We start from the raw sequence: 22,932 nt of genomic DNA on the forward strand, positions 1-22,932 counted from the left end.
TTTATTTATGTTTTTTCATTACGTGTCCAAAACGTTTGGATATTTCTACCCCGGCGTTCTGTAAAAAGCTTGTTGGCAATTCTCCCCCTGCAAAAATATACACCAAGTCATTCTCAATTTCGATTTCGATATCCTCATCCTCCATCTTCATCAAAACCGTATTATCGGCAATTGACACTAAGTTAGAATTAAATTCAACACGAATGGATTTATCGGACATTGACTGTTCAATTTTTTCCTTGTTCTTAGGTTTTAACCTAGAGAATTTATCTTTTCTATAGGAAAGGATTACTTCGTTGTCATCTTTCAAAAGCAATGCCGATTCAATTGCCGAGTCTCCCCCGCCTACAACGATTATTTTCTTGCCGGAAATTTGTTCCGGCTCCAGCAAACGATAGGCCACTTTTTGCGAATCCTCACCTGGAACGCCCAACTTTCTTGGGGTACCTCGTCGACCAATGGACAAAAGCACTTGATTGCATAGGTATTCATCTCCAGTATTGGTCATTATCTTAAATACCTCATCATCAATGGGAACTATACTCTCTACTTTTATGTTTTCAATAATATTCAAATCGTGTTCGGAAATTACCTTTTTCCACAATTGTAATAATTCATCCTTAGAGGTATTGTACAATTTGGCTTTCCCATAAAGTGGCAAATCCATGGGAGCTGTCATTACGATTTTCGACCTTGGAAAAGTATAGACAGTTCCTCCCAAAGTATCCTGCTCAAGGGTCACAGAGCTAAGTTTATGCTCTTTAGCGGCAAGGGTGGCGGAAATACCCGCGGGACCAGCGCCTATAATTACCACATCCAATACATTTTCTTTGGACGGCTTTTTATTCTTGGCAATATTTTCCATGGCCTGTTGGCCTTGTTCCACACTGTTTTTTATAAGTCCCATACCTCCCAATTCTCCAGCAATGTACATGCCTTTGATATTGGTTTCATAGTCTTCGTTAACATGTGGCAGTTCCACTCCTCTTGATTCAGTACCTATACGTAAAGAAATTGCTTCAACTGGACAGGCATGAAAACAGGCTCCATGGCCTATGCAATTTGAGGTATTGATTACTGTGGCAATACCATCAACAATCCCTAAGATATCTTTTTCCGGACAGGCAGTAATGCAGGCACCACTACCAATACAGGTGCCAAGGTCGATATGGGGATACAATGAAATTGGTTCATAAAGTCCCTCTTCCTTGGCCACTTGAACCTTTACCTCGGTTTTTGCAGATTTTACTTTTTTCTTCCTCAAATAGAAAAAAATAATGATGGTACATAGAAGAAATACGGTACCATAAACTAGCAGCTGTTCCAATAAAACTTCATCCATCAAAATAATATTTATTATTAAAACAACTGAAAGCTGTTATTCCCTACCTATAATTGGAACTTTTTCAATTAAAGTTACGCACGTGCAATTTTCATGACAATAGGCTGTGAAATTTAATCCTTTTAATAGCTCCCGTTCCTAATTATTAGAAAATCCATCTATAGCCAAAAGCCAAGGTTACAGCCACATGAATAACCACAATGACAAGCATTATTATAGCAAAGGGCATGTGCACTACATGCCAATATTTAAAAAGCTGTTGCATCCTTTCCAGTCGCTTTATCTTCTTGGAAAGAGATATTTCTTGTTTGACTATTTTCAAAATACCCTTGCGATCTTCCTTGGGCAAATCACCTCTATTGAGCACTTTTCTCAAATAGCCCATCTTCTTTCCGCTGTCCAAGGTGTTTTCCTCTTTCATCAAATCGGAAATGATATCCAAGGTATTGGATTCCAAATGAAATTTCTGATGAATAACAACCGCAAGATCGGTCTGCATACTCTTAACCTCGTTCATTGTCAACTGCCTACCTTCTATGGTCTTGGGAATCTGATTGTAAATAAATCTGCCTACAACACCGCTTAAAACAACGGCCACCATGCTCCAAAATGCCACGGAAACAATACCACCAAATTTAAAAGCGGTATGGAAAAGCACTAGGATAGGACCCAAAGTGCAAAGAAAAATATGAAATTCCAACAGGTACTTAAGACGAATATATTTGGCCAAAAAGTTATATCGCTTTCTAGCGATGTAAATTGACACTCCAAATACTATCAAAAATGTGCCAATTATTCCCAATCCTTGGCCGTAAATCCCGCTAGGTTTAAACCAATTGTGTCTGGGGTGATAGAAACGTTCTTCCAAAGGCGTCCCATAGTAGGTATAACCTGTATAAAAAAGGTAAACAGTGACCAAAACGGTAATAGTCACCATTGTAAAAATATATACCGTATGTACTGATTTGTTCACTCTTCAAAGCACCTTTTGTAAGTGATAGTGCTATTGATTAAAACGGGTTTTTTTAGGAATTATTGGATTTAAGGTAAGTATGTATTTTTATCAATTGGAATTAGTACGGTATTGGACAAATAGGTGTACTCCTAAATTGTACCATATAACCATAAGTATTACACTAAAACCATTCTTAGCCTCTCAGGGGGGTGATCTGCAGCAACAAGAAATTTGCTTTGAAGCTTAATAATGGAATTAAATTGCCAAAACCAATTGTACTAAACCTTTAGGTTTAGTTACCCATCCCTTTAAGGACCTCTATTATTTCCATTGGACCCATCCTTTCGGTATAATTGGCCTCAACATGTGCTGCTTCAATGATCTGGTTAGTATTGACTATGAATGTAGCCGGAACTGGTAAGGTTTTTAATCCCCCGCCGTTCACAAGGGTCAAATCCCGACGCTGGTGATAATCCTCCCCTGGATCAAACTGAAGGTTGTACGCTTTTATCACTTCCTGATCCGCATCGCTAAGCACCTCAAATTCGAGTTCATTTTTTTGAATAGCCGTTAGTGCATCATCCGTTTTTTGCGGACTAATAGCAATTAAAGAAGCACCTAAAGACTTTATTTGTGGCAAGTGATTCTGAATTTCCCGAAGATCCAAATTACAAATTGGGCACCATTCTCCACGATAGAATTTTATGATCACAATTCCAGATTTTAAAGCATCGGATAGTGTTAATTTTTTTCCTAATGCATTGGGCAGACTAAAATCTGGCGCCTTATCTCCTTCAGAAAGCCCTTTTACTCCAGAAGCATTGGCGATAACCAACTTTTGAAAATCCTTTAATTCACTCATAAGAAACTATTTGAAGCTCGAAATTTTTAATAGCAAAATCTGCAGACAGCCAAAAATAGTCATTTCACAATAGATTGGGTAGGCTATTGATAGTTATAGACGTCCTTTAATTTCTGTACTTCCCCATTTTCATCCAAAATATCCAGATCATAGCGTATTTGGACACGTGTATTTAAGGGCGCATGGTAATAAATAATCCAAGCGTCTGCCTCGGTAACCCCAATACATCCATTGGAAGATGCCTTGCCCAGGGTTACTGGGTTAGTGGTGGGATGTATCATTTGCCCGTTACGAATGCCATTAATTTCTGTTTCTATCCATGGAATTGTGGGCATTATGGTCGTTTTTTTATCATCCCTTCTGGTCACATAAAATCGCTTGCCTGTTACAGGATTATAAAAACTGGGATTCCGCTCCAACCTTACAATCTTGCCTTTTCCTGTCTTGGTTCTTAGATCTGTTATTCGATCTCCCATGGCCAAATACCTTTTCCTATCTTGCCCAACCCTGATCGGAAAGGTATATAACAACAAGGAATCTTGATAAATGCGGAGCCTATATTCGGGAATATTTATATCTATCAATGTATTTTCCATATCCTTGATAAGTTGCTGCCCCACTTTGGTATCGGGAATCAACAAGGAATCATTGGCCCGAAGCACAATCATTTTCCGTTGATCATAAACAAAGGAATCCTTTGCCATTTGCCTGTAATAATCCGTATTGGCCAGAGTATCCACTATCCAAGGATTCGCACGAACCAGCACATGTTCGGACAAAGCATAGGGCACTAAGGAATCATACTTCTTGGCCATTGCATCCATAAAACTGAAATAATTAGCCACTGTAATGTCCTTGTCAATATAAGCCATTTGGGGCTTGGCTTTCTTAGGGACATTATTTTGCGGCACTATTTTTTGCTGAACAGATGGAGGGTTTTGAGCAGATGGGTTTTTCGTGGAAATAGGTCGGTTAACATTACATGAAACTATCAAAAGAACTAATAGATGGAGAATGATCACCTTAGATTTAATCATATTGGTAAAGTTTGGTATTATTATAATCAAAACTAATACGCCTCAAGGGATTATAAAATGACAATGGTCACCACCCTATTATATGACATTCCTCATTTTAAGCCCATATTTTTGGATTTTTATTATTTATTTGAACCGGTCAACCTAAAATAGGTTCAGTAAAAAATAGTGTAGCAAGACAAATAACGAAAGTTTGTTCTTATTCCATTTAAATAATCCCATAAGTAAGGGAAATGGTTGGTGGACTAAAACGAAATAATTAAATTAAAGTTTAAATTTACAGATGACATATTTAATAGAAAGCACATATTCCTTTTTGTGTTTTTCAGGCGGTAACCCAAGCAACTTTTAAACTAGAAAAAAATGAAAAAGAACTTCCTTTTAATCCTTTATACTTTTCTGGCCATGCAATTGTTATTCCCCCAGGGTAATAAGGGTAATACCGAACAAAGGCAAGGAATTTATACCTTGATAGAAGCCTATGCCCAGGCAAGGGAAAAGAAAGATACCTTATTGCTCAAAGATATTTTAACGACAGATGTAGATCAACTGGTTTCATCAGGGATTTGGAGAACGGGTAAAAATGAATCCATGAAAGGGATGCTCCAGAGCTCGGCTGGCAACCCAGGAACGCGAACCCTCAAAATTGAAAAAATACGCTTTCTTAGTTCGGAGAGCGCAATAGCAGATGCCAAATATCAAATACAGAATCCCGATGGTTCCCTTAGGAATATGTGGAGCACTTTTATTGTAGTTTTCGAGGAAAATAGGTGGAAAATTTCTGCTATAAGAAATATGTTGCCCGCAGCGCCACAATAAGCTTTCACCATGGCAATTAAGAAAAATCTATAATTAAATTACCAAAATCGATTCTGATATCCAATTGATCATCATTCAGGACTAAATCCCAAAATGTCGCCGGGCTGACAATCCAAAACCTCGCATATGGAGTTAAGCGTACTGAAGCGAACAGCTTTTGCTTTCCCATTTTTAAGAATGGAAAGACATCTGTCACAACAACACATGACATTCCTCATTTTAAGCCCCCACCTTTCAAGTTATCTTTGATGAAATAGACCCTTACAAAGGGATTTGGGTATGGGCAAAACAGCTACATTATTTAAAGGGGCGAAAAAGTTTTTCATAGAGATAGGGGATCTCTCCTACTTTGGTGCCCGATTTTTTAAGGAGGTCTTTAAACCTCCTTTCGAGTTTAAGGAACTAATGCGCCAATGCTATCAAATGGGAAATAGGTCCCTAATGCTGGTTACGGTAACAGGCTTTATCATTGGGCTGGTACTTACCTTGCAATCCAGACCCACCCTGATTCAGTTTGGAGCAGTTTCCTGGATGCCGAATATGGTAGGAATCTCCATAGTACGGGAAATAGGACCTGTAATTACCGCCCTTATCTGTGCTGGCAGAATTGCATCAGGGATAGGAGCCGAATTAGGTTCCATGCGGGTTACGGAACAAATTGATGCCATGGAAGTCTCGGGGACCAACCCTTTTAAGTATTTGGTAATAACAAGGATAATGGCCACCACTTTAATGCTCCCTATTTTAGTGATATACGGGGATTTGGTAGCCCTTTACGGATCGGCACTGGTAGAAAATTTAAAAGGAGATGTTTCCTTTCAACTCTATTTTAATACGGTTTTTGATGCTCTGTCCTTTAGTGACCTGGTACCGGCCACTATAAAATCGTTCTTTTTTGGCTTTGCAATAGGATTGGTAGGCTGTTATAAAGGCTATTATTCCAAGAAGGGAACCGCAGGTGTAGGGGTAGCGGCCAATACCGCTGTAGTAATGGCATCATTACTTTTGTTTGTGGTAGATTTTATTGCTGTATTTATTTCAGATATTTTTTATGAGCTTTAATATGACAGAACCGGACCAAATAACAACTTCAAACGAATCTGCCCAAGGAGGGAAGGCAGTTATAGAGATCAAGGACCTTTATAAAAGTTTTGGGGACAACCACGTCCTGAACGGATTTAATATGACCCTAATGGAAGGAGAAAACCTAGTGGTCATGGGGAAATCGGGCTCTGGGAAATCGGTAATGATCAAATGCCTGGTTGGCCTGGTAAAACCCGATAGCGGAACGGTAAAAGTATTGGGCGAGGAAATAAACAAACTGGACCAACAGACATTGGACGAATTGCGATCGGATATTGGATTTCTTTTTCAAGGAAGTGCGCTATACGATTCCATGACGGTGCGTGAAAATTTGGAATTTCCCATGCGTAGGCACAAGGAAAAATTGGGAGTGGTTTCGGATACAGAACCGCTGGTTCGTGAAGCGTTGGAAAATGTTGGCTTGGCCCATACTATGGATTTAATGCCGGTGGAATTATCGGGAGGAATGAAAAGAAGAATAGCCTTGGCACGTACACTGATCCTAAAACCAAAGGTAATCCTATATGATGAGCCTACAAGTGGCTTAGACCCCATTACCTCCAAGGAGATTATAGAATTAATGCGCTCCATTCAAAAGAAATACGGCACTTCCTCCCTAATAATTACCCATGATGTGGATTGCGCCAGAGTAATATCGGAGCGGATGATCCTCTTGGTAGATGGTATTAACTATGCAGAAGGCACCTATTCCCAATTATCACAATCTACCGATCCAAAAGTGGATGCGTTTTTTAAAAAATAAGAACATGGCAAAGACAACATTAGAAAATTTGAAACTCGGGATATTCGTTGTCCTCGGCACGGCACTGCTTGTCGTTGCAACATATTTAATTGGGAACAGACAGAATATGTTTGGTAAAACCATCTCTATAAGTGCCCTTTTTAAGGATGCCAACGGACTTCAGAATGGAAATAATGTACGCTTTTCCGGTATAAATGTAGGCACGGTGAACAAAATTGAAATGATCAACGATACTACCATTCGCGTTCATATGATCATCGAGGAAAAAATGCAAAATCACATTAAAAAAGATGCCGTAGCCACTATTGGTTCCGATGGACTAGTGGGCAGTATGCTCATCAATATTGTACCTGGGCAAGGAAAGACAACCCACATTGGCCCAGGGGACGAATTACAATCCTTTAGCAGGGTGGCCACCCAAGATATGCTGAACACCCTTAACCAAACCAATGAAAATGCCGCTTTATTAACGCAAGACCTGCTAAAGGTAACACGAGCTTTGACCCAGGGCAAAGGCACCTTTGGCAGGTTGCTGAACGATTCCCTCATGGCAAAGGAACTACACCAAACCATTACCAATCTGAAACATACCAGTAATGAAGCCAATATAATGATTGCAGAGATAAACCAGATTGTTAAGCAGGTGGATTTTGACAATAGTACTGCAGGTGTTCTCTTAAAGGACTCCATTACTGGGGATAAAATGAAAAGTGTTATTTCTCATCTGGAAAACTCCAGCCTGGAGATCGAAAAAATGTCCAAGAACCTAAATTCGGTCATCGGGGATATTAAAACAGGGAAGGGGGCCATTAATTATTTGGCCACAGACACCGTATTGGTAGGACAATTGGAAACTAGCATGGAAAACGTTACGGAAGGAGTTAAAAATTTCAACGAGGTTACGGAAGCCTTAAAGCATAACTTTCTCACCCGCCGCTTCTTCAAAAAGAAAGAAAAAGAGGAAAAAAAGAAACTGGAAAAAATTGATGAATAAATACCTTAAATCCAGTTATACTTTGACCCAATTACATGGAAAAAATGGTTGCTCTATACTTTTTCAAGCTTTATAAAGGTAATTTCCGGACGCATGCCCAATCGGCCAGGAAATCCCATCCATCCCAATCCACGGCTTACATACAGAAATTGAGGGCCCAAACTATATAGTCCTGCCCAATGTTTGTATTTGTATTTTATGGGACTCCATTCTTTATTTCTGATGTTGATCCCCGCCTGCATACCATGGGTATGCCCTGAGAGCGTAAGCGCTATATTAGTCTTATCCGCCACCTCCTCGCTCCAATGCGAGGGGTCATGCGACAATAAAATTCTAAACCCTATACCCTCTACTTCATGTAGGGATTTTTGAAGGTCCCCGTATTGCTTAAAGGGTGGATTCCCCCAGTTTTCCACTCCCACAATTGCAATTTTCTCGCCCTTGTTCTCAATACATACGGCTTCATTCAGTAAAAGCTTAAAACCAATTTGGGAATGAAAATCCTTTATATCCTCAAAATTGCTCTTTCTATCTTCTTCCGATTCCCATTTACTGTAATCCCCATAATCATGATTTCCCAAAACCGAATATTTTCCCCGTTGGGCGGTCAATTTATTAAGTACATCCTCCCAACCATTTAATTCCCAAGCATAATTGTTGACCAAATCACCGGTAAAAAAAATAAAATCGGGCTTTAAACTATTTATGGTATTGATGGCGCGGTGCAATATATGATAGCGATAATTAAAACTGCCCAAGTGAAGATCGGATATTTGAACTATCCGCAATCCGTTAAAATTTTGCGGCAACAAATTGGATTTTATAACAACCTGGTGTACTTTAAATCTGTATACCGCCCTGAATACGGCATACACAATAACGAAGAATGGTAAAAACCCAAAAAAAACACCTACTAAAGGAATAATCAGCAAGGATTTCTCCCCTGAGATCAAAAAATTTGAGAAGTAAAGTGTGGAAATAACAACTACGAATATCAGCTTGGGAATAAAGGAGGAAACCGTTAATCCATATAAGGACGAAATAAGGAGTTGTTTTCTATAAGGTGATATACTTTCCAATCTAATTTTCAACACCAAAATAGAAATAATGAGGCCGATGGTAAAAAACCAAAAGGCGATAAAAATAATATTCTTAATGTTGGAAGATTCAATAGGCTCCATGATAGATTTAAGCCAGTAGAAAGCCAAGGCATCGATCAATAAAATGGCCAAACATAAAAGGACTATTGCAAAAAAAGTGTAGGATCGCATTAAAAGGGGTTTTGCTACTGGTTATTGTTATTCGCTAGCCGTCTTTTATCTTTCAACGCCCAGAAATAACCTTTTACATCCTCTACCCAGTTGTCATACATAAAGATAAGAGTAATTTCCTCAAGAGTTTCCAATACCCCAAAAACAATCATTGCATAAAACAGCCAATATACCGGTCCAAAAAATAACAGCCATAAAATAAATATCCCTTGGGTAATGGCAGATATTTTGGCCAAATAGGTGTGAAAGGCAGTTGCTTTACCGTATTTCGCAAACGCAATGGACATTTGAATCAAGTATGGTACAAATGCAATAATTATAAGAAGAAAGTTTTCCATGATGAAATTATTTTCAAAAAAGAACAGACCGATCAATCCAATAATAAGGGTTATTTGATCTCCCACAGAATCCAACTGTGATCCCCTGGCGCTTGTAATTTTCAACCTTCTTGCCAAAAACCCATCAATGGCATCGGTAGCATAACTTATAAGGAGCATCCAACTAAACCATTCCCGTTCACCATACCAAATTAGAGCAAGTAATAGGGGTACGGCCATAATTCGATAAAAGGAAAACCAGTCGGCAATATTGAAGTTTTTAAAATTATACATAACTATTCATCAGTATTATAAATCCTATGATCAGAAACCGTATTACTACACTTACAACTTTAGCAAGGGGTTTAATTTTTTAATAATTTCACCTACGAACATGGGAGTTTCGTCCAAAATAGATTCTCCCGTAAAAGCATCTACGCCTTCCATTTTGTAGGAGCCTTCGCCCGAGGTGGTCAGGACAACCATCTTGTCCCTATCATCGGTGGTTCTGTCCATAAATGATTTAACGGAAGAAGGTGGCTTCCAATTCTCCCAGGTGTGGATTACCAATAAGGCATCGTAATTATTCGGATTTACACCCACTAATGCGGAAACATCTATTACCTTGATATATACCGGCTCCGTTTTGTAGTAATCCACAATGGCGGTAGTAATTGTATTTTTAAATTCACTTCCCTGTGTGGCCAAAAGCAATCTGGAATTTTCCCCGGGAGAATTTACCTCGTATTCCTGAACATGGTCCATAGCGTATTCATTTTGATACCAAAACATAAACACCAAGAAGACCACAGCAGCCGATAAAAACACAAGAAGTATCTTTCTAAATTTTTTCATAGAATTACATCTTTAATTTACTGCCCTTAAGAAGGAAAAGTACAAGCAACTCGGGTCTTAATCCCTCTTGAATAGCGTTGTGGGCAGCACCCACTAATTCCTGCTTAGGATTATAAAGCTATACCTTAACACTGCACCACCCTATGACCATTGTCAGTTATACACACAACGCAATTAATATAAGTTGAATAATAGATAAATCCAGTTCAGTGAACCAAACTGATGAAGTGTTGTGAAGAAAGAATACCAATATCCAAAAACCTAAAGGCCAATGCCCTACATGATATTTATCATTTGATACCGATTGAATTGTAACTTTCTTTATGGGACAACTATTATTCAATAAAATTATGAATATGAAAACACTATTTCTTTACGTATTGGCACTAACACTTTTTACTTCCTGTGTAAGCCAAAAAAAATATACTGCTATGCAAGACCGGGCAGTAAATTGTGAAAATGAATTAAATACCAGCAAGAACGAAATTAATTTGTTGGAAGCCGGATTGGCCAATGAGAAAAACAGATCCAAATCCTTGGAGCAACAAATGGAATACTTTAAAAGTACCAACACAGACCTGTTGGCCCGACTTTCCGATCTTTCCGTTGTAAGCAAATCGGGAGCCGAAAGTATTAAGAAATCTTTGGAAGCCCTAAACGAACAGAATAAATACATAAAAGACCTTACAAGTAGTATGCAGCGAAAAGACTCCATTAATTTGGTATTGGTCATGAACTTAAAAAGGTCCTTGGACAATTTTGAGGATGAGGACATAAATATTGAGGTGAAAAAAGGAGTGGTCTATGTCTCTATCTCGGACAAAATGCTTTTCCGTTCCGGGAGTTATAACATAAGTAACAGGGCAGAGGAAGTTATCGGCAAAATTGCCAAGATCATCAATGACCATAAGGAATTGGATATTTTAGTTGAGGGCCATACAGACAATGTTCCCATTTCTACCGAATGCATGACCGACAATTGGGATTTAAGTGTAAAAAGGGCAACGTCGATTGTACGATTAATGCAAACTAAATTTGCTGTTCAACCTTTAAGAATGACGGCTGGGGGACGTTCCGAATACCTGCCAAAAACTACCAATGCAACAGCGGAAGGTAGAGCCGTTAATCGCAGAACGGAAATCATTATTTTACCCAAACTAGATCAATTCTTTGAATTGCTGGAACCCCCAACCACAAATGTAGAGGGACAGGGAAAAGGATAATAGTCATAGAAGGATTCAGGACATTAAGCATTCCTGTTTCCTTTATTCAAAAATCAAGAAAAAAAAACACTCAACTGATCTATGTCATTTCGTATCCAATATGATAACCATATATTAGTATTATTAAAAAGCAATCGTTCTTTGAAAGAAATAAAAATAAAGTTTCTAAGCAGTAATGCCTTAGCGACCATAAACCGGTGCATAAGTAACTTCTTGAGCCTTATTACCCTACCCCCTTGTACAGCCCGTTACAATTGAAGCATGCTGCTTGGGACTCGGATAAGTGCAAAAGTGCTGCCCAAGCCCGGACATTAAGGATTGGGATATCTATATATCCCAATCCTTTTTTTTATATATGGTCCTTTTTTTTTGAAGGACAACCATACCTTCTTTACGTTATGAACCGATTTAAATGGATTAAAAAATTAGTATATTAAGTACTATATTAAAAACACATTAATAATCTTATTATGGAATACTATTTTAACAAGACCATTGGAAATACCCCTTTTGAAAAAGCAGTGGAAAAAACAAAATTGGCCCTACAGGAAGAGGGCTTTGGAGTACTAACAGAAATTGATATGAAGGCTACATTAAAGAAGAAATTAGATGTAGATTTCTATAATTATATCGTTCTGGGTGCCTGCAACGCCCCCTTTGCCCATAAAGCCTTACAGGCCGAGGATAAAATTGGTACCATGTTGCCCTGTAATGTAATTGTTATGGAAAAGGAACCTGGGCTTGTAGAAATTGCAGCAGTAAACCCTATGGCGTCAATGCAGGCCGTAATTAACCTGGATTTAATGAATATTGCTGATGAAGTGGGTGAGAAACTAAAAAGGGTGGTAGAAAAAATCCATTAAGCACTAAGAACCATATTTTTTAATGATGGCCATTTGACCCGAATGGTGTACGGTGTGGGATACGATTCTTCCAAAGGCCTCCGCCTTTGTCTTTGTGCCAAATTCCTTGGTGGTAACTGTGGCCTCCCAATCTTTCTCTTGTTGCTTTTCCAATACCGATTTAAGCATTTGGAAAGAATATTCCACATATTCCAATAATTCGGTCAGATTGGTCCACTCCCCTGTATCCTTCTGCGCAATAACCGATTTTGCAATGACCTTTACATCCTGTGCACCAAAAACGTTCTTGGCAAAAAGCAATTCCACGTCCCCAATATGCCTAATAAGAAAACCTATACTGTTTGGTGCCGGTAATAATCTTTTGCTTAGATCCTCTTGTGTTATATTGGACAACTGGTTGGAAAACCGGGTCCTGGCCTCTTCCCATAATTCAATAAACAATTGTGTTTTTGATTTCATGAAATATTAAATAAGAATATTAAAGAATATGGGTAGGTTGTGGAAATCATGTAGGTTATCATAGCCTATTTAGGACTAAATTCCCCCATACTTTTTTAACCTCTTGAATATCTTTTCAACATAAAGGATACTATATAAATACTGGCATAAATAAAAAGTGCTAGGTATAAGGTCATGGTATTGGTATTTAGAATATTAAATTATTAAAGATCATCCCTTTTAGATTTTTTGGAAGGCTATCCCTGATATCGGACATTTCTCCCTGGGATACATATTTTCGTAAATAAAGAAATGTGGTATTTACATATTCTTCGGCCACTTCATCACTGTATTCAAAATCGTTTATTGCTGTAGGTCCATCAAATTGTCTGACCAAATCCAAAAATTCGGCCATATGCTTAATTTTGGGCTTCTCCTTTTTTACCGTCCAACCGTTAACATAAACGGCCTTTAGAAACATGGGCATCTGGGCAATAAATTGCAAGGACTCCTCCACAGGAATAATTTCCCTCAACGCATGAAGTACCGAGGTTAAAATGCGACCGGCTTTGTCGGTATCGTTCCCCAGATCCATTTGCTTAGTGTAATCCTTAAGGAAGGTGTGCCCCTCCGTAGCGTACTGATTAAAATTAAGTGCCATGATTTCTTTTTTTTAGGATATATACAAAAATGGTCTTATCTTTTTAATTGTAAAATGACCTGGGTCATTTATACTAAAATCATGGATTAAACTAATTTGAATTTGTCCAAAAACACCTTGCTTTTCGTATCGGTTTTATCTATTGTTTTAATATAGGGCAAGAGGATCAGAAAATTTCATTAACCCCTCCTTAAGCAATATTTAAGGCTATATCTATCATGTCCTGAAAAGTAGTTTCCCTTTCTATGGAATTGGATTTTTGGCCAGTGACCAAAGAATCCGAAATAGTCAATATTGCAAGGGCCTTAACATTAAACTTGGCAGCTATGGTATATAATCCGGCCGCCTCCATTTCTACACAAAGAACCCCAAATTTCGCCCACAATTTGTAAAAATCTGGATCGTCCTCATAAAATTCATCCGATGAAAGTACATTCCCTGCCTTAATGTTAATTCCCTTTGCTTTGGCATAAATTGCAGCTTTAAGAAGCAGGTCGAAATCGGCCGTTGGCGCAAAATCCGCATTAATAAATCTGGAATTATTGATCCCAGAGGTGGTGGAAGCCGCCATTGCCAAGACAATATCGCGTATTTTCACCTCTTTTTGATAAGAACCGGCGGTACCTACACGAATTAGATTTTTCACCCCATAATCATTTATTAGCTCTTGATAGTAGATGAGCGCCGAAGGAATGCCCATACCACTTCCCTGAACAGATATACGTTTGCCCTTAAAGGTGCCGGTATATCCCAACATACCACGAACTTGGTTATAGCAGAAGGGGTTTTCTAGAAAGGTGTTCGCTATCCATTTGGCCCTTAAGGGATCTCCGGGCATCAGTACGGTTTCGGCAATTTCACCTTGCTTGGCCTCAATATGTGTGCTCATATATAATATAATTTCTAATTCCTGTTCCCAAATTCTATTGGACCAACACCTTCAGTTTTGGTTGGTGACTATGGCTACTCCAGAAGATGTACCTATTCTAGCCACCCCTAAATCAATATAGTTTTTGGCGGTCACCGCATCCTTAATTCCTCCTGATGCTTTTATCTTAATCTTGTTTCCTACTGCCTTCTTCATCAAAACCACATCTTCAAAAGATGCCCCCCTGGAACCAAAACCAGTTGAAGTCTTTACAAAATCGGCTTTAGCTCTTACCGCTATTTTACATGCGGTAATTATTTCAGCATCGGTCAAATAACAGGTTTCCAAAATTACCTTTAGCACATTATTGCCTACAACTTCCTTTACTTGCCTTATTTCTTCTTGGACAGCTAAATAATCCCCTGATCTTAGCCTCCCAATATTTAATACCATATCCAATTCATTGGCCCCCAGCTCTATATAATCCATGGCTTCGTTCACCTTGGCCTTGGTGGACATGGCCCCTAATGGAAATCCCACCACCGAGACCACCCTTACCTTCGAATCCTTAAGTAAATCCTTTGCAAGGGCTATATGACATCCATGGATACATACCCCATAGAAATTAAAATGCAAAGCCTCTGAACAAAGTTGTATAATATCCTTGTCTGTTGCCGTTGGCTTTAATAAAGTGTGATCAATAAAATTTTCAAAGTGCATTTTTCAAATTAAAACCTGTTGGAAATTAAGCATTTCATAAACGACCCCATTTTACCAAAAGTAAACTTCTTAAATATGCCATTTTATGACAACGATCATCAAAATAATACATGGACAAAACAATTATGAAGATATAAGGTTAATGAGGAAAGAATTAGGCAAAGGCGGTCTCAGTACTACTATCACCATGTAAATTGGGGCTTAATGTAGAAAGAAATTTAAAATGTCGTATGGGATATCCAATCCTCCAAAGTTCCTGTTTTACTTGTTCCAAAGCTATTGGACTATAGTAAAGGAAGATGAGCCTTCCAGTGTCAACTTCAAGGTCTATTACCCTAATATCCATAATACGCCTAAGGTTCCGAAGAATCATCATCTTTTCATTATTAGAGATTAGGTTGCCAATTTTTGCTATAGCTTTCATGAAGTTTAGGATTTATGAATTCCAATGAATACTAAAATACAACTGAAAATTGTCCTTAGAAATGATACAGATCAGTTAACACATATTTTATACCATATATGGGCTTTAGATATAATAAAGTTGCACCGAAAAGACAGTTTTTATGATTAATACAACAATCCAAAATGCCTAAAAACCCAGTGTACTTTAGCTTATGACCGATATCATATTTATTATCGGCAAATGCTTTTAGATTTAACCTATAAATAAAGTTAACATGAAGACAATACTTTACGCCTCCGATCGTACCGAAAACTCCGCAGCGGCCTTGAAATATGCATATCAATTAAGTAATCAGTTAAAGGCTTCTCTGATGGTCCTTTATGTTCATGAAATGGATCACATTAGGGTTTCTGTTTCTCGGCCAGTGGCACAAATTGAATACCACGTAATTCAGGAGCAGACCGAAATTTTAACCAAATATTGCGAAAAGCATTTGGGCGTTACCGTAGATGGCAAAAAGATACAAGTCCAGGTAGTCCATAACGATTCGGTTTCCGATGCCATTTTGGAAAAATCCAGGGATTTTGGAACCGATATGATCATCATAGGGAGAAAGGACAAACATACAGATCGCGGTCTATTTGTGGGCAATATAGGAAAGGGCCTTCAGGAAAAGGTTCCCTGTCCCCTACTAATTATCCCAAATAATGTTGTGGCCAAGTCCATAAAAACTATTTTGTATGCCACAGATTTTGAGGAAGCGGATATTTTGGCTCTTAAGAAATTGGTCCCAATGGCAAAGGCACTTGGCGCCAAAATACAGATAGTACATATATCCACTGAAAAAGAATATGCTGGAAAAGAACAGATGGAGTGGTTTAAGGATATGCTTCGGCAAGAGGTTGACGATACTGCCATAGGCTTCACCCTAATTTTCTCTGACGAGATCCAGGATAAACTTAAAACCCATGCCAAGACTATTGGGGCCGATTTATTGGTACTGCTTGAACGGGAGGAAAAGGGATTTTTTCAAAAAATATTCCATATAAGCTTGGTTGCAAAAATGGAGGAACATATCAGCATCCCCTTACTGAGTTATAACGAGCTAAATTTATAGTTTTTTCTTAAAAAGCCCTTCTGCATAAACAATATAACTCTCATGTGGTTGCCTAGGGATATTAATATGGCACTTCTTTTTCATGGTTTCCCTGCCCCTACTTTAAATGAAAAAATAGGGGTTTATGGAATAGCCTTTATGCCCGAGTTTAAGAAAACAATAACGCTTTGTTTTTTATTTTCTGCCCTTATAATTATAATTTCACCTAAAACTAAACAGCATGAATAATCTAAAAAATAAAGTAGCCTATATTACAGGGGGCTCCAAGGGAATAGGATTTGGGATAGCGTCCAAATTATTGAAAGCGGGAATGAAAGTGGCCATAAGTAGCAGGCTTTTGGAGAATGCCGAAAAAGCCGCCAAAGAGCTTGGTCCGGAAGACATGGTACTTGCCATTGCCTCTGACGTATCAAAACTTGGCGACGAAAAAGCAGCGATTAAAAAGATTTTGGATAAGTGGGGAAAATTGGATGTGATGGTGGCCAATGCAGGAGTTGGACATTTTGCCCCCATAGATCAAATTTCCGACACTCTATGGCATGAGATGGTAAACACCAACCTAAACGGAGTATTTCACTCGCTAAAAGCTTCGGTAGAAGCCCTTAAGAAATCCAAAGGGTATTATATTACCGTGGCAAGTTTGGCCGGCACCAATTTCTTTGCCAATGGTGCGGGATATAATGCCACCAAATTCGGAGTAGTAGGTTTTACCCAAGCTGCCATGTTGGATCTAAGACCCTATGATATTAAGGTCTCCACCATAATGCCAGGTTCCGTAGCCACTAATTTTAATGGCCATAAACCTTCCAAAGAGGATGCTTGGAAGATACAACCAGAAGATATTGGTGAGCTGGTTTTAGACCTCTTGAACATGAATCCAAGGACCTTGCCCAGCAAGATAGAGGTTAGACCAACGCGACCCGATAAAAAATAGGGCTATACCTCTTTTTCGGTAAACGGCACCTCCGGATTACCAATTTCAAATATTAAAGTTTTTATGGATTCCATAAAATGGGCAATGGTTTCTTGGGTAATGAAATTATCCTTGTTTCTACTGCCCTTTTTTTCCTTTGTGGCAAATTTGAGCAGACCCGAACTTAAATTTTTAAAAGAAATAATCCCTGCTTCAATAGTACCAATAGGTTTAATACTGTTGTACATTATGGCATAACACAACAATTGAAAGGCTTTGCTGTAGTTGTAATCCGCAATGGCATCTTCCCAGTCCACAATTTCAACTTGAGAACTGGTTACAGTTCCCGTTTTATAGTCGATAATTCTAATAACCCCATCCTTTTCATCGATCCGATCCAATTTTCCTTTTAGGGCTACAGGGAAATCCAGCCCTGGAACATGAATATCCATTCGTAGTTTTTCTTCTACCCCCAATATCCTTATTTGATGTTGCGCCACTTCTGCCAATTCCAGTTTTAGAAAATTTTCCACATACCTAACTACCACATTATATGCAATTAGGTTTTTACCTCTGGAAATATCGCCATCTGCGAAGCTTTTCGCAAAGTGGCCAATAACTAAGGGCCTTACTTTCTTTTTCATTTCCTGCAGCATGGACTCCTCCAAATAGGTATTTAAATAAGGCTTATAGAGGTCTTCCAAGGTATCGTGTACAATTGTTCCAAAGGTATTGTTGGCAACAGTTTCCTCCACTTCTAAAATATCGTCTATGCCCAATAGATTTCGTTTATAAAAATCTATCGGGTTTCTAATATAGTTGCTCAGGGAGGTAGGAGAAAATCCTTTAGCAGCATGCGTCTTGATCAAATCCATAAGGCTCTCATCCTTGGCTATGGTCTGTAAAACCTTAATAGAAGGAGTAATTTCAGGGGCCGCGATTATCTCAGTGATCTCTGCCAACTTATTTTCATCAGTTAACAGTTGGGTCAGCAACCTACTCTTCTCCCCGCCTTCCAGAACATCCGGCTCGGTATTGTACACCAAGTAGATATTTTTTGCCCGTTGCAATAAGCGATAAAAGTGATAGGTATATACGGCATCCTTTTCCTTATAGGTTGGAAGTTTGTAATATTTTTTAAGATCGAAGGGGATAAAGGAATTATTGGACTTCCCGGAAGGGAGAATACCCTCGTTAACGGAGGTTAGAATTACAGTTTCAAAATCGAGCACCCTACTTTCCAACATTCCCATTATTTGCAAGCCTTCCAAAGGTTCTCCCTGAAAATCCAGGGTTTCGTTCCTGACAATTTCCAAATAAAGACTTTCCAAGGATTTTAGGTCATTGACAAATGAGTACTGTTCTACCATGTCCTGAAGTTGATTGAACAGGGAGTAAAACTTGTACAAGTACTCCAATCCAAGGGAATCTTTGGACAGGGCAAACCTTTCCCTAAGAATTTGGATAATTTGATGGCATTTATTTAAAAAAACGGTTCCCGGGACCTCCTCCCGAAAAAATAGTAAACTTAGCAAATCATCGTTTCCTTCCCCTAGGGACCGTAAATTATCAGAAGTTATAAATGCCCAATTCTTTGTTCTGATAGCTTCACTTATCCGAGTAGCCTTATTTTGTTGGTTTTCAGTACATAAAATCTGAATGTAGGGATGTGATAAAAAGTCCAGCACCTGCTGGAAATACCAGCCTTGGGAATCCTTTTTTATATGTATAGAAAGATATTGCGAAAACAAACTGGCCAAAGGAGTGCTCTTTAAGGGATATCCCATGGTGATGTTCACCATATCCAATTCCGAGGGAATAGAATTTAAAAGTGGGTTCAACAAGGTTTCATCACCCAGAACTATTGCGGTGTTTTTAAGTATATTATTGTCCTCTTTTTTAAGTTGTAATAAAAGGTTTCCTACGTACTTCGCTTGGGAAACATTTTTGGGGACGCCAACTATTTTGATATTCTTTTGGGATAAATAGTTGTTTTCCACGCCCTTTAGGGCCTTCCCCTTTAGCCAGGTCCAGGTATTTAAATGTTGCCTTATAAAGTAACCGGCGTCATGTATGGGATCTTCCACAAAATAGGTATCCCCATCCCAAAAAATGTCCGCTTTGGTATTGGCAAGTATTTCCTGAATTATGTACGATTCCGCCGTATTTAAGGCATTAAAGCCAATGAATATATGTGTATTATTTTTGTTATTGCTTAAATAGTCCTTAAGCTGTTCACAGGCAGTACGATAAATTAGACCCTGATGGCCTAATTTTTGGGCCTTTAGCAAATCATTGAAAGCGTTATACAGGGGTTCAAGATTATTCCAGAATTTAATGTAATTCGTTATTATTTCAGATTTTTCCTTCTGTAATGACCAATGATTTATTTCTTGGATATTGGCCAAATAGGAAAATATATCTTTGGTATCTATAAGATATCTATCTATTTCATTAAAATCCTGTAATAAGGTCTGTCCCCATTTGGAAAAGGTGTAAAAGTTATCCTTTTCGCCATATTCCATGGACGAATAGGCTTTATAAAGTGTAAAAAGCTGCTCCATATTGGAAGCCGTCTGCAGATTGGATATTTGTTCCACAAAGCCCTCAATACTGTATATTTTTGGTGAAAAAATGGTTCTATTGGCCGTGTTGGCCAATGTGGTCCTTAAAATAGTTCCTGCCCTTTTACTGGGAAGTATTAAGATTAGGTCGTCTAAGGAGACATAGGTCTGTAATATATCATCAACTACCTGTTGGAGAAAGCTTTTCAACTGATTATATTTTATTTTAAGTTCATAGGCAGACTACCTAGGGGCTGGGCAGCTGTAATTTGCAATAGCCCAACAATCTCCATAGTTGCCAACAGGTATCCAGTTTTTATAGTGGCCCCTTCAACAATACAGTTGTCTGCAATTATGGGGTAATTTAATTATAATAAATAGAACATAAGCATGCACTCGGTTCCATTATGAAAGATAAAATAATTTCTGGCCAAGGTATATATAGATTAATCCCATAAGTTATTAATAAATTTGAAAAAGATAGAATTCGCTATCCCAGAGTTGATGTCTGTTCATTTTTTGCATCACCCAAAAAACGAACCAAAATCCCGATAACTATCGGGAGTAGGCTGATTTTAAATTTCTTTAAATCCACGCACTTTCCACGGCCGCACCGCCCAGGCCGATTTCACTTGGGTGAAATGCTCTATGGACGGCTACCCCCGCCCAGTGTGAAAACCACTTGATTTAAGACGAAATTGAAAATAGGCCGTTTCTTTGTTCCGTCAACCTACATAGTACCGATAAATCATAGTGCCTAATTCGGTACCGTTGAACATTGCCTGCAAAGCATGTTGTTTGGCAGGTCTTCTTCCGTGGTGGAGATGGCATGGTCGTAAAGAATTATTGAAGCCTTGGAAATAATTTAGGCCATGGCATCGTTCCCTAAAATCCCGAGATTTAAGGGACCACATAGTGAAGAAGGGTCTTTTCTTTTGTTTCGTTTTCTTTGGACAAGCAAAGAAAATGAAAGAAGAGGCTATACATGAATTTCTTTTGCCGGATTCATTATTCATAAGCTGATTCAATATTTTTTTTAAACAAATATGAATTCTTCCCTTACAGAATAACCACAGCTTTTAAATAAACCCAACAATTGGTCTAGACCCGAATATATTTTAGAAATATATCCTGTTAATATTAAACAAAAAAAGCCCCGCAATTGCGGGGCTCTTAATTATAGTATTAAAACTAATTGGAAATTATTTTACCAAGTTAATTTCAACTCTTCTGTTTTGAGTTCTACCAGCTGAAGTATTATTAGTAGCGATTGGCTTATCCTCACCGTAACCTACAGCAGATAATCTGAATTGCTCAATACCTTTTTCTACTAAGAAATCTTTAACTGAAAGCGCTCTTGACTCAGATAATTTTTGGTTCAAGGAAGCACTACCTACACTGTCAGTATGACCTTCTACAGTAAATTTAGCAGTAGGATACTCTTTAAGGATAGTGATAATATCAACCATTACAGAAGTAGATTCTGCTTTGATAGAAGATTTACCAGTATCGAACAAGATTGTTCTAGCGTATTCGTTCAATTGCTTCTGAACTTCTTCAGTAACTTCAGGACAACCTTGGTTAGCTACAGTTCCGGCAACATCTGGACATTTATCATCTTTATCCAATACACCGTCACCATCTTTATCTTGGTAAGGACATCCTTTGTTAGCGGCAGGACCAGCTTCGTTAGGACAAGCATCATCTTTATCAGCAACACCGTCACCGTCAGCATCTGGACAACCAGCTAAAGCAGCAAGACCAGCTTCGTTAGGACAAGCATCATCTTTATCGGCAATACCGTCACCGTCAGCATCTGGACACCCGTTCATTTCTTTAGAACCAGCTTCGTTAGGACAAGCATCTTTGCTATCCTCTATACCATCACCGTCAGCATCTGGACATCCGTTGAAAATCTCAAGACCAGCAACTTCTGGACAAGCATCATCCTTGTCGTAGATTCCATCACCATCAGTATCAGTACCACCAAATTTGATAGCAATACCGGCCATATGTTGGAAATGCTTAGCTAAATAATCTTCGAAAGCGTGCTTGTAACTAGACTGTAAAGTAAGACCGATGTTCTCAGTGAACCAAATGTTAAGTCCAACACCTCCATTTACGGTACCAGCACCAACTTCGTCAATCCAAGTATAACCACCACCTATTTCAATAAAAGGATCGATTACTGTACTTTTTAAGAAATTATATTTTATTGTACCATCAACAGCATAGTGAGACAAATCGTCAACACTTGTATCCCCCAATTTGTCGATACGGTTCAAAGAACCTCTTGCCCCAATTGAGAAGCCGCTACCTACGTACTTGGAAACTCCAACATAGGAAATAGATGGAAGTATGTTCCAGTGGTCTGTTGCATTAAAGAATTCATTCCCAAAGCTGCTATAATCTTCAGTAGGGAAAACGTCGATTGCGTTAGCTCCGAAACTTACTTGCCAAGGGTTATTCTCGTCTTGCGCTTGTACGTTGTTAAAACCTACAATAAGTAAGGCAACAACCAATAATTTGCTAAGATGTTTCATGTTCAATTTTTTAAGTTTAAGTGTTTATTAGCTGCAAATGTAAGTTGTTAAAAATTATTAACAAAATCATTCTCTTAATTTTTTTAACGTATTTCATACCAAAAAAGACGCATTTAAACGATATTTCATGCTGCCTCCCCCTTGCCAAAAACCCATACGGAATAACCAGAGTCCAAAAAAGCAATACCAATAAGACCTTGTAGGCAAGTTCTTGGTTAACCTTTAAGTAATACAGAAAGATTAATCCGATATGACATAAGCTTATTAGGACAACTATTTGGAATAATTCCACCTTGAATTAGACATTAAATAACATGA

At 38.4% G+C, this 22,932-nt stretch carries 23 protein-coding genes; 8 read left to right on the top strand and 15 right to left on the bottom strand.

All coding sequences use genetic code 11. The annotated features are described in order from the left end of the window. Position 1: 1 nt before the first annotated feature. The 4 genes from LV92_RS05350 to LV92_RS05365 form a co-directional block, all read right to left on the bottom strand. Entirely contained in the window at positions 2 to 1,342 is a 1,341-nt protein-coding gene (locus tag LV92_RS05350; protein ID WP_111622621.1) for an NAD(P)-binding domain-containing protein, read from the bottom strand. A 145-nt stretch (positions 1,343 to 1,487) separates the two neighbouring features. Next, complete coding sequence (locus LV92_RS05355; protein ID WP_245946267.1) at positions 1,488 to 2,315, bottom strand: hypothetical protein; 828 nt, start codon at positions 2,313 to 2,315, stop codon at positions 1,488 to 1,490. A gap of 274 nt (positions 2,316 to 2,589) precedes the next feature. Continuing rightward, positions 2,590 to 3,159: a peroxiredoxin-like family protein gene (locus LV92_RS05360; protein WP_111622623.1), complete on the bottom strand. Its 570-nt coding sequence runs from the start codon at positions 3,157 to 3,159 to the stop codon at positions 2,590 to 2,592. Between the two features lie 83 nt (positions 3,160 to 3,242). Beyond that, positions 3,243 to 4,196 carry a L,D-transpeptidase gene (locus LV92_RS05365; RefSeq protein WP_245946269.1) on the bottom strand — a complete coding sequence of 318 codons (954 nt, stop codon included), beginning with the start codon at positions 4,194 to 4,196 and terminating at the stop codon, positions 3,243 to 3,245. A 363-nt stretch (positions 4,197 to 4,559) separates the two neighbouring features. On the opposite strand from LV92_RS05365, the gene LV92_RS05370 reads away from it, so the two are divergent. Next, positions 4,560 to 5,015 (top strand): YybH family protein, encoded by a 456-nt coding sequence (locus LV92_RS05370; protein WP_111622624.1) that lies wholly within the window; start codon positions 4,560 to 4,562, stop codon positions 5,013 to 5,015. A gap of 71 nt (positions 5,016 to 5,086) precedes the next feature. Here LV92_RS05370 and LV92_RS05375 read toward each other — a convergent pair whose 3' ends face one another. Further along, positions 5,087 to 5,233, bottom strand: coding sequence for a helix-turn-helix domain-containing protein (locus LV92_RS05375; RefSeq protein ID WP_111622625.1), 147 nt, complete (start codon positions 5,231 to 5,233; stop codon positions 5,087 to 5,089). A gap of 61 nt (positions 5,234 to 5,294) precedes the next feature. Between LV92_RS05375 and LV92_RS05380 the strand changes: the two genes are divergently transcribed. The 3 genes from LV92_RS05380 to LV92_RS05390 are packed head-to-tail and all read left to right on the top strand — an operon-like array spanning position 5,295 to position 7,855. Continuing rightward, positions 5,295 to 6,077 (top strand): MlaE family ABC transporter permease, encoded by a 783-nt coding sequence (locus LV92_RS05380; RefSeq protein ID WP_111622626.1) that lies wholly within the window; start codon positions 5,295 to 5,297, stop codon positions 6,075 to 6,077. Position 6,078: 1 nt separating this feature from the next. Further along, positions 6,079 to 6,861, top strand: coding sequence for an ABC transporter ATP-binding protein (locus LV92_RS05385; RefSeq protein ID WP_245946288.1), 783 nt, complete (start codon positions 6,079 to 6,081; stop codon positions 6,859 to 6,861). A gap of 4 nt (positions 6,862 to 6,865) precedes the next feature. After that, positions 6,866 to 7,855 (top strand): MlaD family protein, encoded by a 990-nt coding sequence (locus tag LV92_RS05390; RefSeq protein ID WP_111622967.1) that lies wholly within the window; start codon positions 6,866 to 6,868, stop codon positions 7,853 to 7,855. A 53-nt stretch (positions 7,856 to 7,908) separates the two neighbouring features. Here the strand turns inward: LV92_RS05390 and LV92_RS05395 are convergent, their stop codons facing one another. Genes LV92_RS05395 through LV92_RS05405 form a run of 3 tightly spaced genes read right to left on the bottom strand, consistent with a single transcriptional unit; the run spans position 7,909 to position 10,298 of the window. Then, positions 7,909 to 9,126, bottom strand: a complete 1,218-nt coding sequence (locus LV92_RS05395; RefSeq protein WP_111622628.1) for a metallophosphoesterase — start codon at positions 9,124 to 9,126, stop codon at positions 7,909 to 7,911. A gap of 14 nt (positions 9,127 to 9,140) precedes the next feature. Next, positions 9,141 to 9,737 (bottom strand): CDP-alcohol phosphatidyltransferase family protein, encoded by a 597-nt coding sequence (locus LV92_RS05400; RefSeq protein WP_111622629.1) that lies wholly within the window; start codon positions 9,735 to 9,737, stop codon positions 9,141 to 9,143. A 51-nt stretch (positions 9,738 to 9,788) separates the two neighbouring features. After that, entirely contained in the window at positions 9,789 to 10,298 is a 510-nt protein-coding gene (locus LV92_RS05405) for a hypothetical protein (protein WP_111622630.1), read from the bottom strand. Between the two features lie 356 nt (positions 10,299 to 10,654). Between LV92_RS05405 and LV92_RS05410 the strand changes: the two genes are divergently transcribed. Further along, positions 10,655 to 11,521 (top strand): OmpA/MotB family protein, encoded by an 867-nt coding sequence (locus tag LV92_RS05410; RefSeq protein ID WP_111622968.1) that lies wholly within the window; start codon positions 10,655 to 10,657, stop codon positions 11,519 to 11,521. 470 nt (positions 11,522 to 11,991) lie between these two features. Beyond that, on the top strand, positions 11,992 to 12,384 hold the full coding sequence (locus tag LV92_RS05415) for a DUF302 domain-containing protein (RefSeq protein WP_111622631.1): 393 nt from the start codon (positions 11,992 to 11,994) through the stop codon (positions 12,382 to 12,384). Positions 12,385 to 12,387: 3 nt separating this feature from the next. Here LV92_RS05415 and LV92_RS05420 read toward each other — a convergent pair whose 3' ends face one another. The 5 genes from LV92_RS05420 to LV92_RS05440 all read right to left on the bottom strand — a co-directional run bounded on the left by LV92_RS05420 (position 12,388) and on the right by LV92_RS05440 (position 15,495). Next, entirely contained in the window at positions 12,388 to 12,843 is a 456-nt protein-coding gene (locus LV92_RS05420) for a DinB family protein (protein WP_111622632.1), read from the bottom strand. Positions 12,844 to 13,030: 187 nt separating this feature from the next. Then, positions 13,031 to 13,483 (bottom strand): DUF2267 domain-containing protein, encoded by a 453-nt coding sequence (locus LV92_RS05425; RefSeq protein ID WP_111622633.1) that lies wholly within the window; start codon positions 13,481 to 13,483, stop codon positions 13,031 to 13,033. Positions 13,484 to 13,673: 190 nt separating this feature from the next. Beyond that, a complete protein-coding gene (gene deoD / locus LV92_RS05430; protein ID WP_111622634.1) occupies positions 13,674 to 14,372 on the bottom strand; it encodes a purine-nucleoside phosphorylase in 699 nt (232 codons plus the stop codon). Positions 14,373 to 14,423: 51 nt separating this feature from the next. Next, positions 14,424 to 15,071, bottom strand: a complete 648-nt coding sequence (gene deoC, locus LV92_RS05435; RefSeq protein ID WP_111622635.1) for a deoxyribose-phosphate aldolase — start codon at positions 15,069 to 15,071, stop codon at positions 14,424 to 14,426. Between the two features lie 154 nt (positions 15,072 to 15,225). After that, positions 15,226 to 15,495, bottom strand: coding sequence for a hypothetical protein (locus LV92_RS05440; RefSeq protein WP_111622636.1), 270 nt, complete (start codon positions 15,493 to 15,495; stop codon positions 15,226 to 15,228). A gap of 256 nt (positions 15,496 to 15,751) precedes the next feature. On the opposite strand from LV92_RS05440, the gene LV92_RS05445 reads away from it, so the two are divergent. Together LV92_RS05445 and LV92_RS05455 are read left to right on the top strand one after the other, a co-directional pair. Next, positions 15,752 to 16,594: a universal stress protein gene (locus LV92_RS05445; protein WP_111622637.1), complete on the top strand. Its 843-nt coding sequence runs from the start codon at positions 15,752 to 15,754 to the stop codon at positions 16,592 to 16,594. Positions 16,595 to 16,814: 220 nt separating this feature from the next. Continuing rightward, entirely contained in the window at positions 16,815 to 17,528 is a 714-nt protein-coding gene (locus LV92_RS05455) for an SDR family oxidoreductase (RefSeq protein WP_111622639.1), read from the top strand. 2 nt (positions 17,529 to 17,530) lie between these two features. Here the strand turns inward: LV92_RS05455 and LV92_RS05460 are convergent, their stop codons facing one another. Further along, positions 17,531 to 20,281, bottom strand: a complete 2,751-nt coding sequence (locus LV92_RS05460; protein WP_111622640.1) for a PD-(D/E)XK nuclease family protein — start codon at positions 20,279 to 20,281, stop codon at positions 17,531 to 17,533. Between the two features lie 992 nt (positions 20,282 to 21,273). Further along, positions 21,274 to 22,614 carry an OmpA family protein gene (locus tag LV92_RS05465; RefSeq protein ID WP_111622641.1) on the bottom strand — a complete coding sequence of 447 codons (1,341 nt, stop codon included), beginning with the start codon at positions 22,612 to 22,614 and terminating at the stop codon, positions 21,274 to 21,276. Between the last annotated feature and the right edge of the window lie 318 nt (positions 22,615 to 22,932).

This window comes from Arenibacter echinorum (assembly GCF_003259375.1).
Classification (GTDB): domain Bacteria; phylum Bacteroidota; class Bacteroidia; order Flavobacteriales; family Flavobacteriaceae; genus Arenibacter; species Arenibacter echinorum.

Coding starts and splice junctions, on each gene's coding strand:
- LV92_RS05350 (WP_111622621.1), bottom strand. CDS start 1,342: ATGGATGAAGTTTTATTGGAACAGCTGCTAGTTTATGGTACCGTATTT.
- LV92_RS05360 (WP_111622623.1), bottom strand. CDS start 3,159: ATGAGTGAATTAAAGGATTTTCAAAAGTTGGTTATCGCCAATGCTTCT.
- LV92_RS05365 (WP_245946269.1), bottom strand. CDS start 4,196: ATGATTAAATCTAAGGTGATCATTCTCCATCTATTAGTTCTTTTGATA.
- LV92_RS05370 (WP_111622624.1), top strand. CDS start 4,560: ATGAAAAAGAACTTCCTTTTAATCCTTTATACTTTTCTGGCCATGCAA.
- LV92_RS05375 (WP_111622625.1), bottom strand. CDS start 5,233: ATGAGGAATGTCATGTGTTGTTGTGACAGATGTCTTTCCATTCTTAAA.
- LV92_RS05380 (WP_111622626.1), top strand. CDS start 5,295: ATGGGCAAAACAGCTACATTATTTAAAGGGGCGAAAAAGTTTTTCATA.
- LV92_RS05385 (WP_245946288.1), top strand. CDS start 6,079: ATGACAGAACCGGACCAAATAACAACTTCAAACGAATCTGCCCAAGGA.
- LV92_RS05390 (WP_111622967.1), top strand. CDS start 6,866: ATGGCAAAGACAACATTAGAAAATTTGAAACTCGGGATATTCGTTGTC.
- LV92_RS05395 (WP_111622628.1), bottom strand. CDS start 9,126: ATGCGATCCTACACTTTTTTTGCAATAGTCCTTTTATGTTTGGCCATT.
- LV92_RS05400 (WP_111622629.1), bottom strand. CDS start 9,737: ATGTATAATTTTAAAAACTTCAATATTGCCGACTGGTTTTCCTTTTAT.
- LV92_RS05405 (WP_111622630.1), bottom strand. CDS start 10,298: ATGAAAAAATTTAGAAAGATACTTCTTGTGTTTTTATCGGCTGCTGTG.
- LV92_RS05410 (WP_111622968.1), top strand. CDS start 10,655: ATGAAAACACTATTTCTTTACGTATTGGCACTAACACTTTTTACTTCC.
- LV92_RS05415 (WP_111622631.1), top strand. CDS start 11,992: ATGGAATACTATTTTAACAAGACCATTGGAAATACCCCTTTTGAAAAA.
- LV92_RS05420 (WP_111622632.1), bottom strand. CDS start 12,843: ATGAAATCAAAAACACAATTGTTTATTGAATTATGGGAAGAGGCCAGG.
- LV92_RS05425 (WP_111622633.1), bottom strand. CDS start 13,483: ATGGCACTTAATTTTAATCAGTACGCTACGGAGGGGCACACCTTCCTT.
- deoD (WP_111622634.1), bottom strand. CDS start 14,372: ATGAGCACACATATTGAGGCCAAGCAAGGTGAAATTGCCGAAACCGTA.
- deoC (WP_111622635.1), bottom strand. CDS start 15,071: ATGCACTTTGAAAATTTTATTGATCACACTTTATTAAAGCCAACGGCA.
- LV92_RS05440 (WP_111622636.1), bottom strand. CDS start 15,495: ATGAAAGCTATAGCAAAAATTGGCAACCTAATCTCTAATAATGAAAAG.
- LV92_RS05445 (WP_111622637.1), top strand. CDS start 15,752: ATGAAGACAATACTTTACGCCTCCGATCGTACCGAAAACTCCGCAGCG.
- LV92_RS05455 (WP_111622639.1), top strand. CDS start 16,815: ATGAATAATCTAAAAAATAAAGTAGCCTATATTACAGGGGGCTCCAAG.
- LV92_RS05465 (WP_111622641.1), bottom strand. CDS start 22,614: ATGAAACATCTTAGCAAATTATTGGTTGTTGCCTTACTTATTGTAGGT.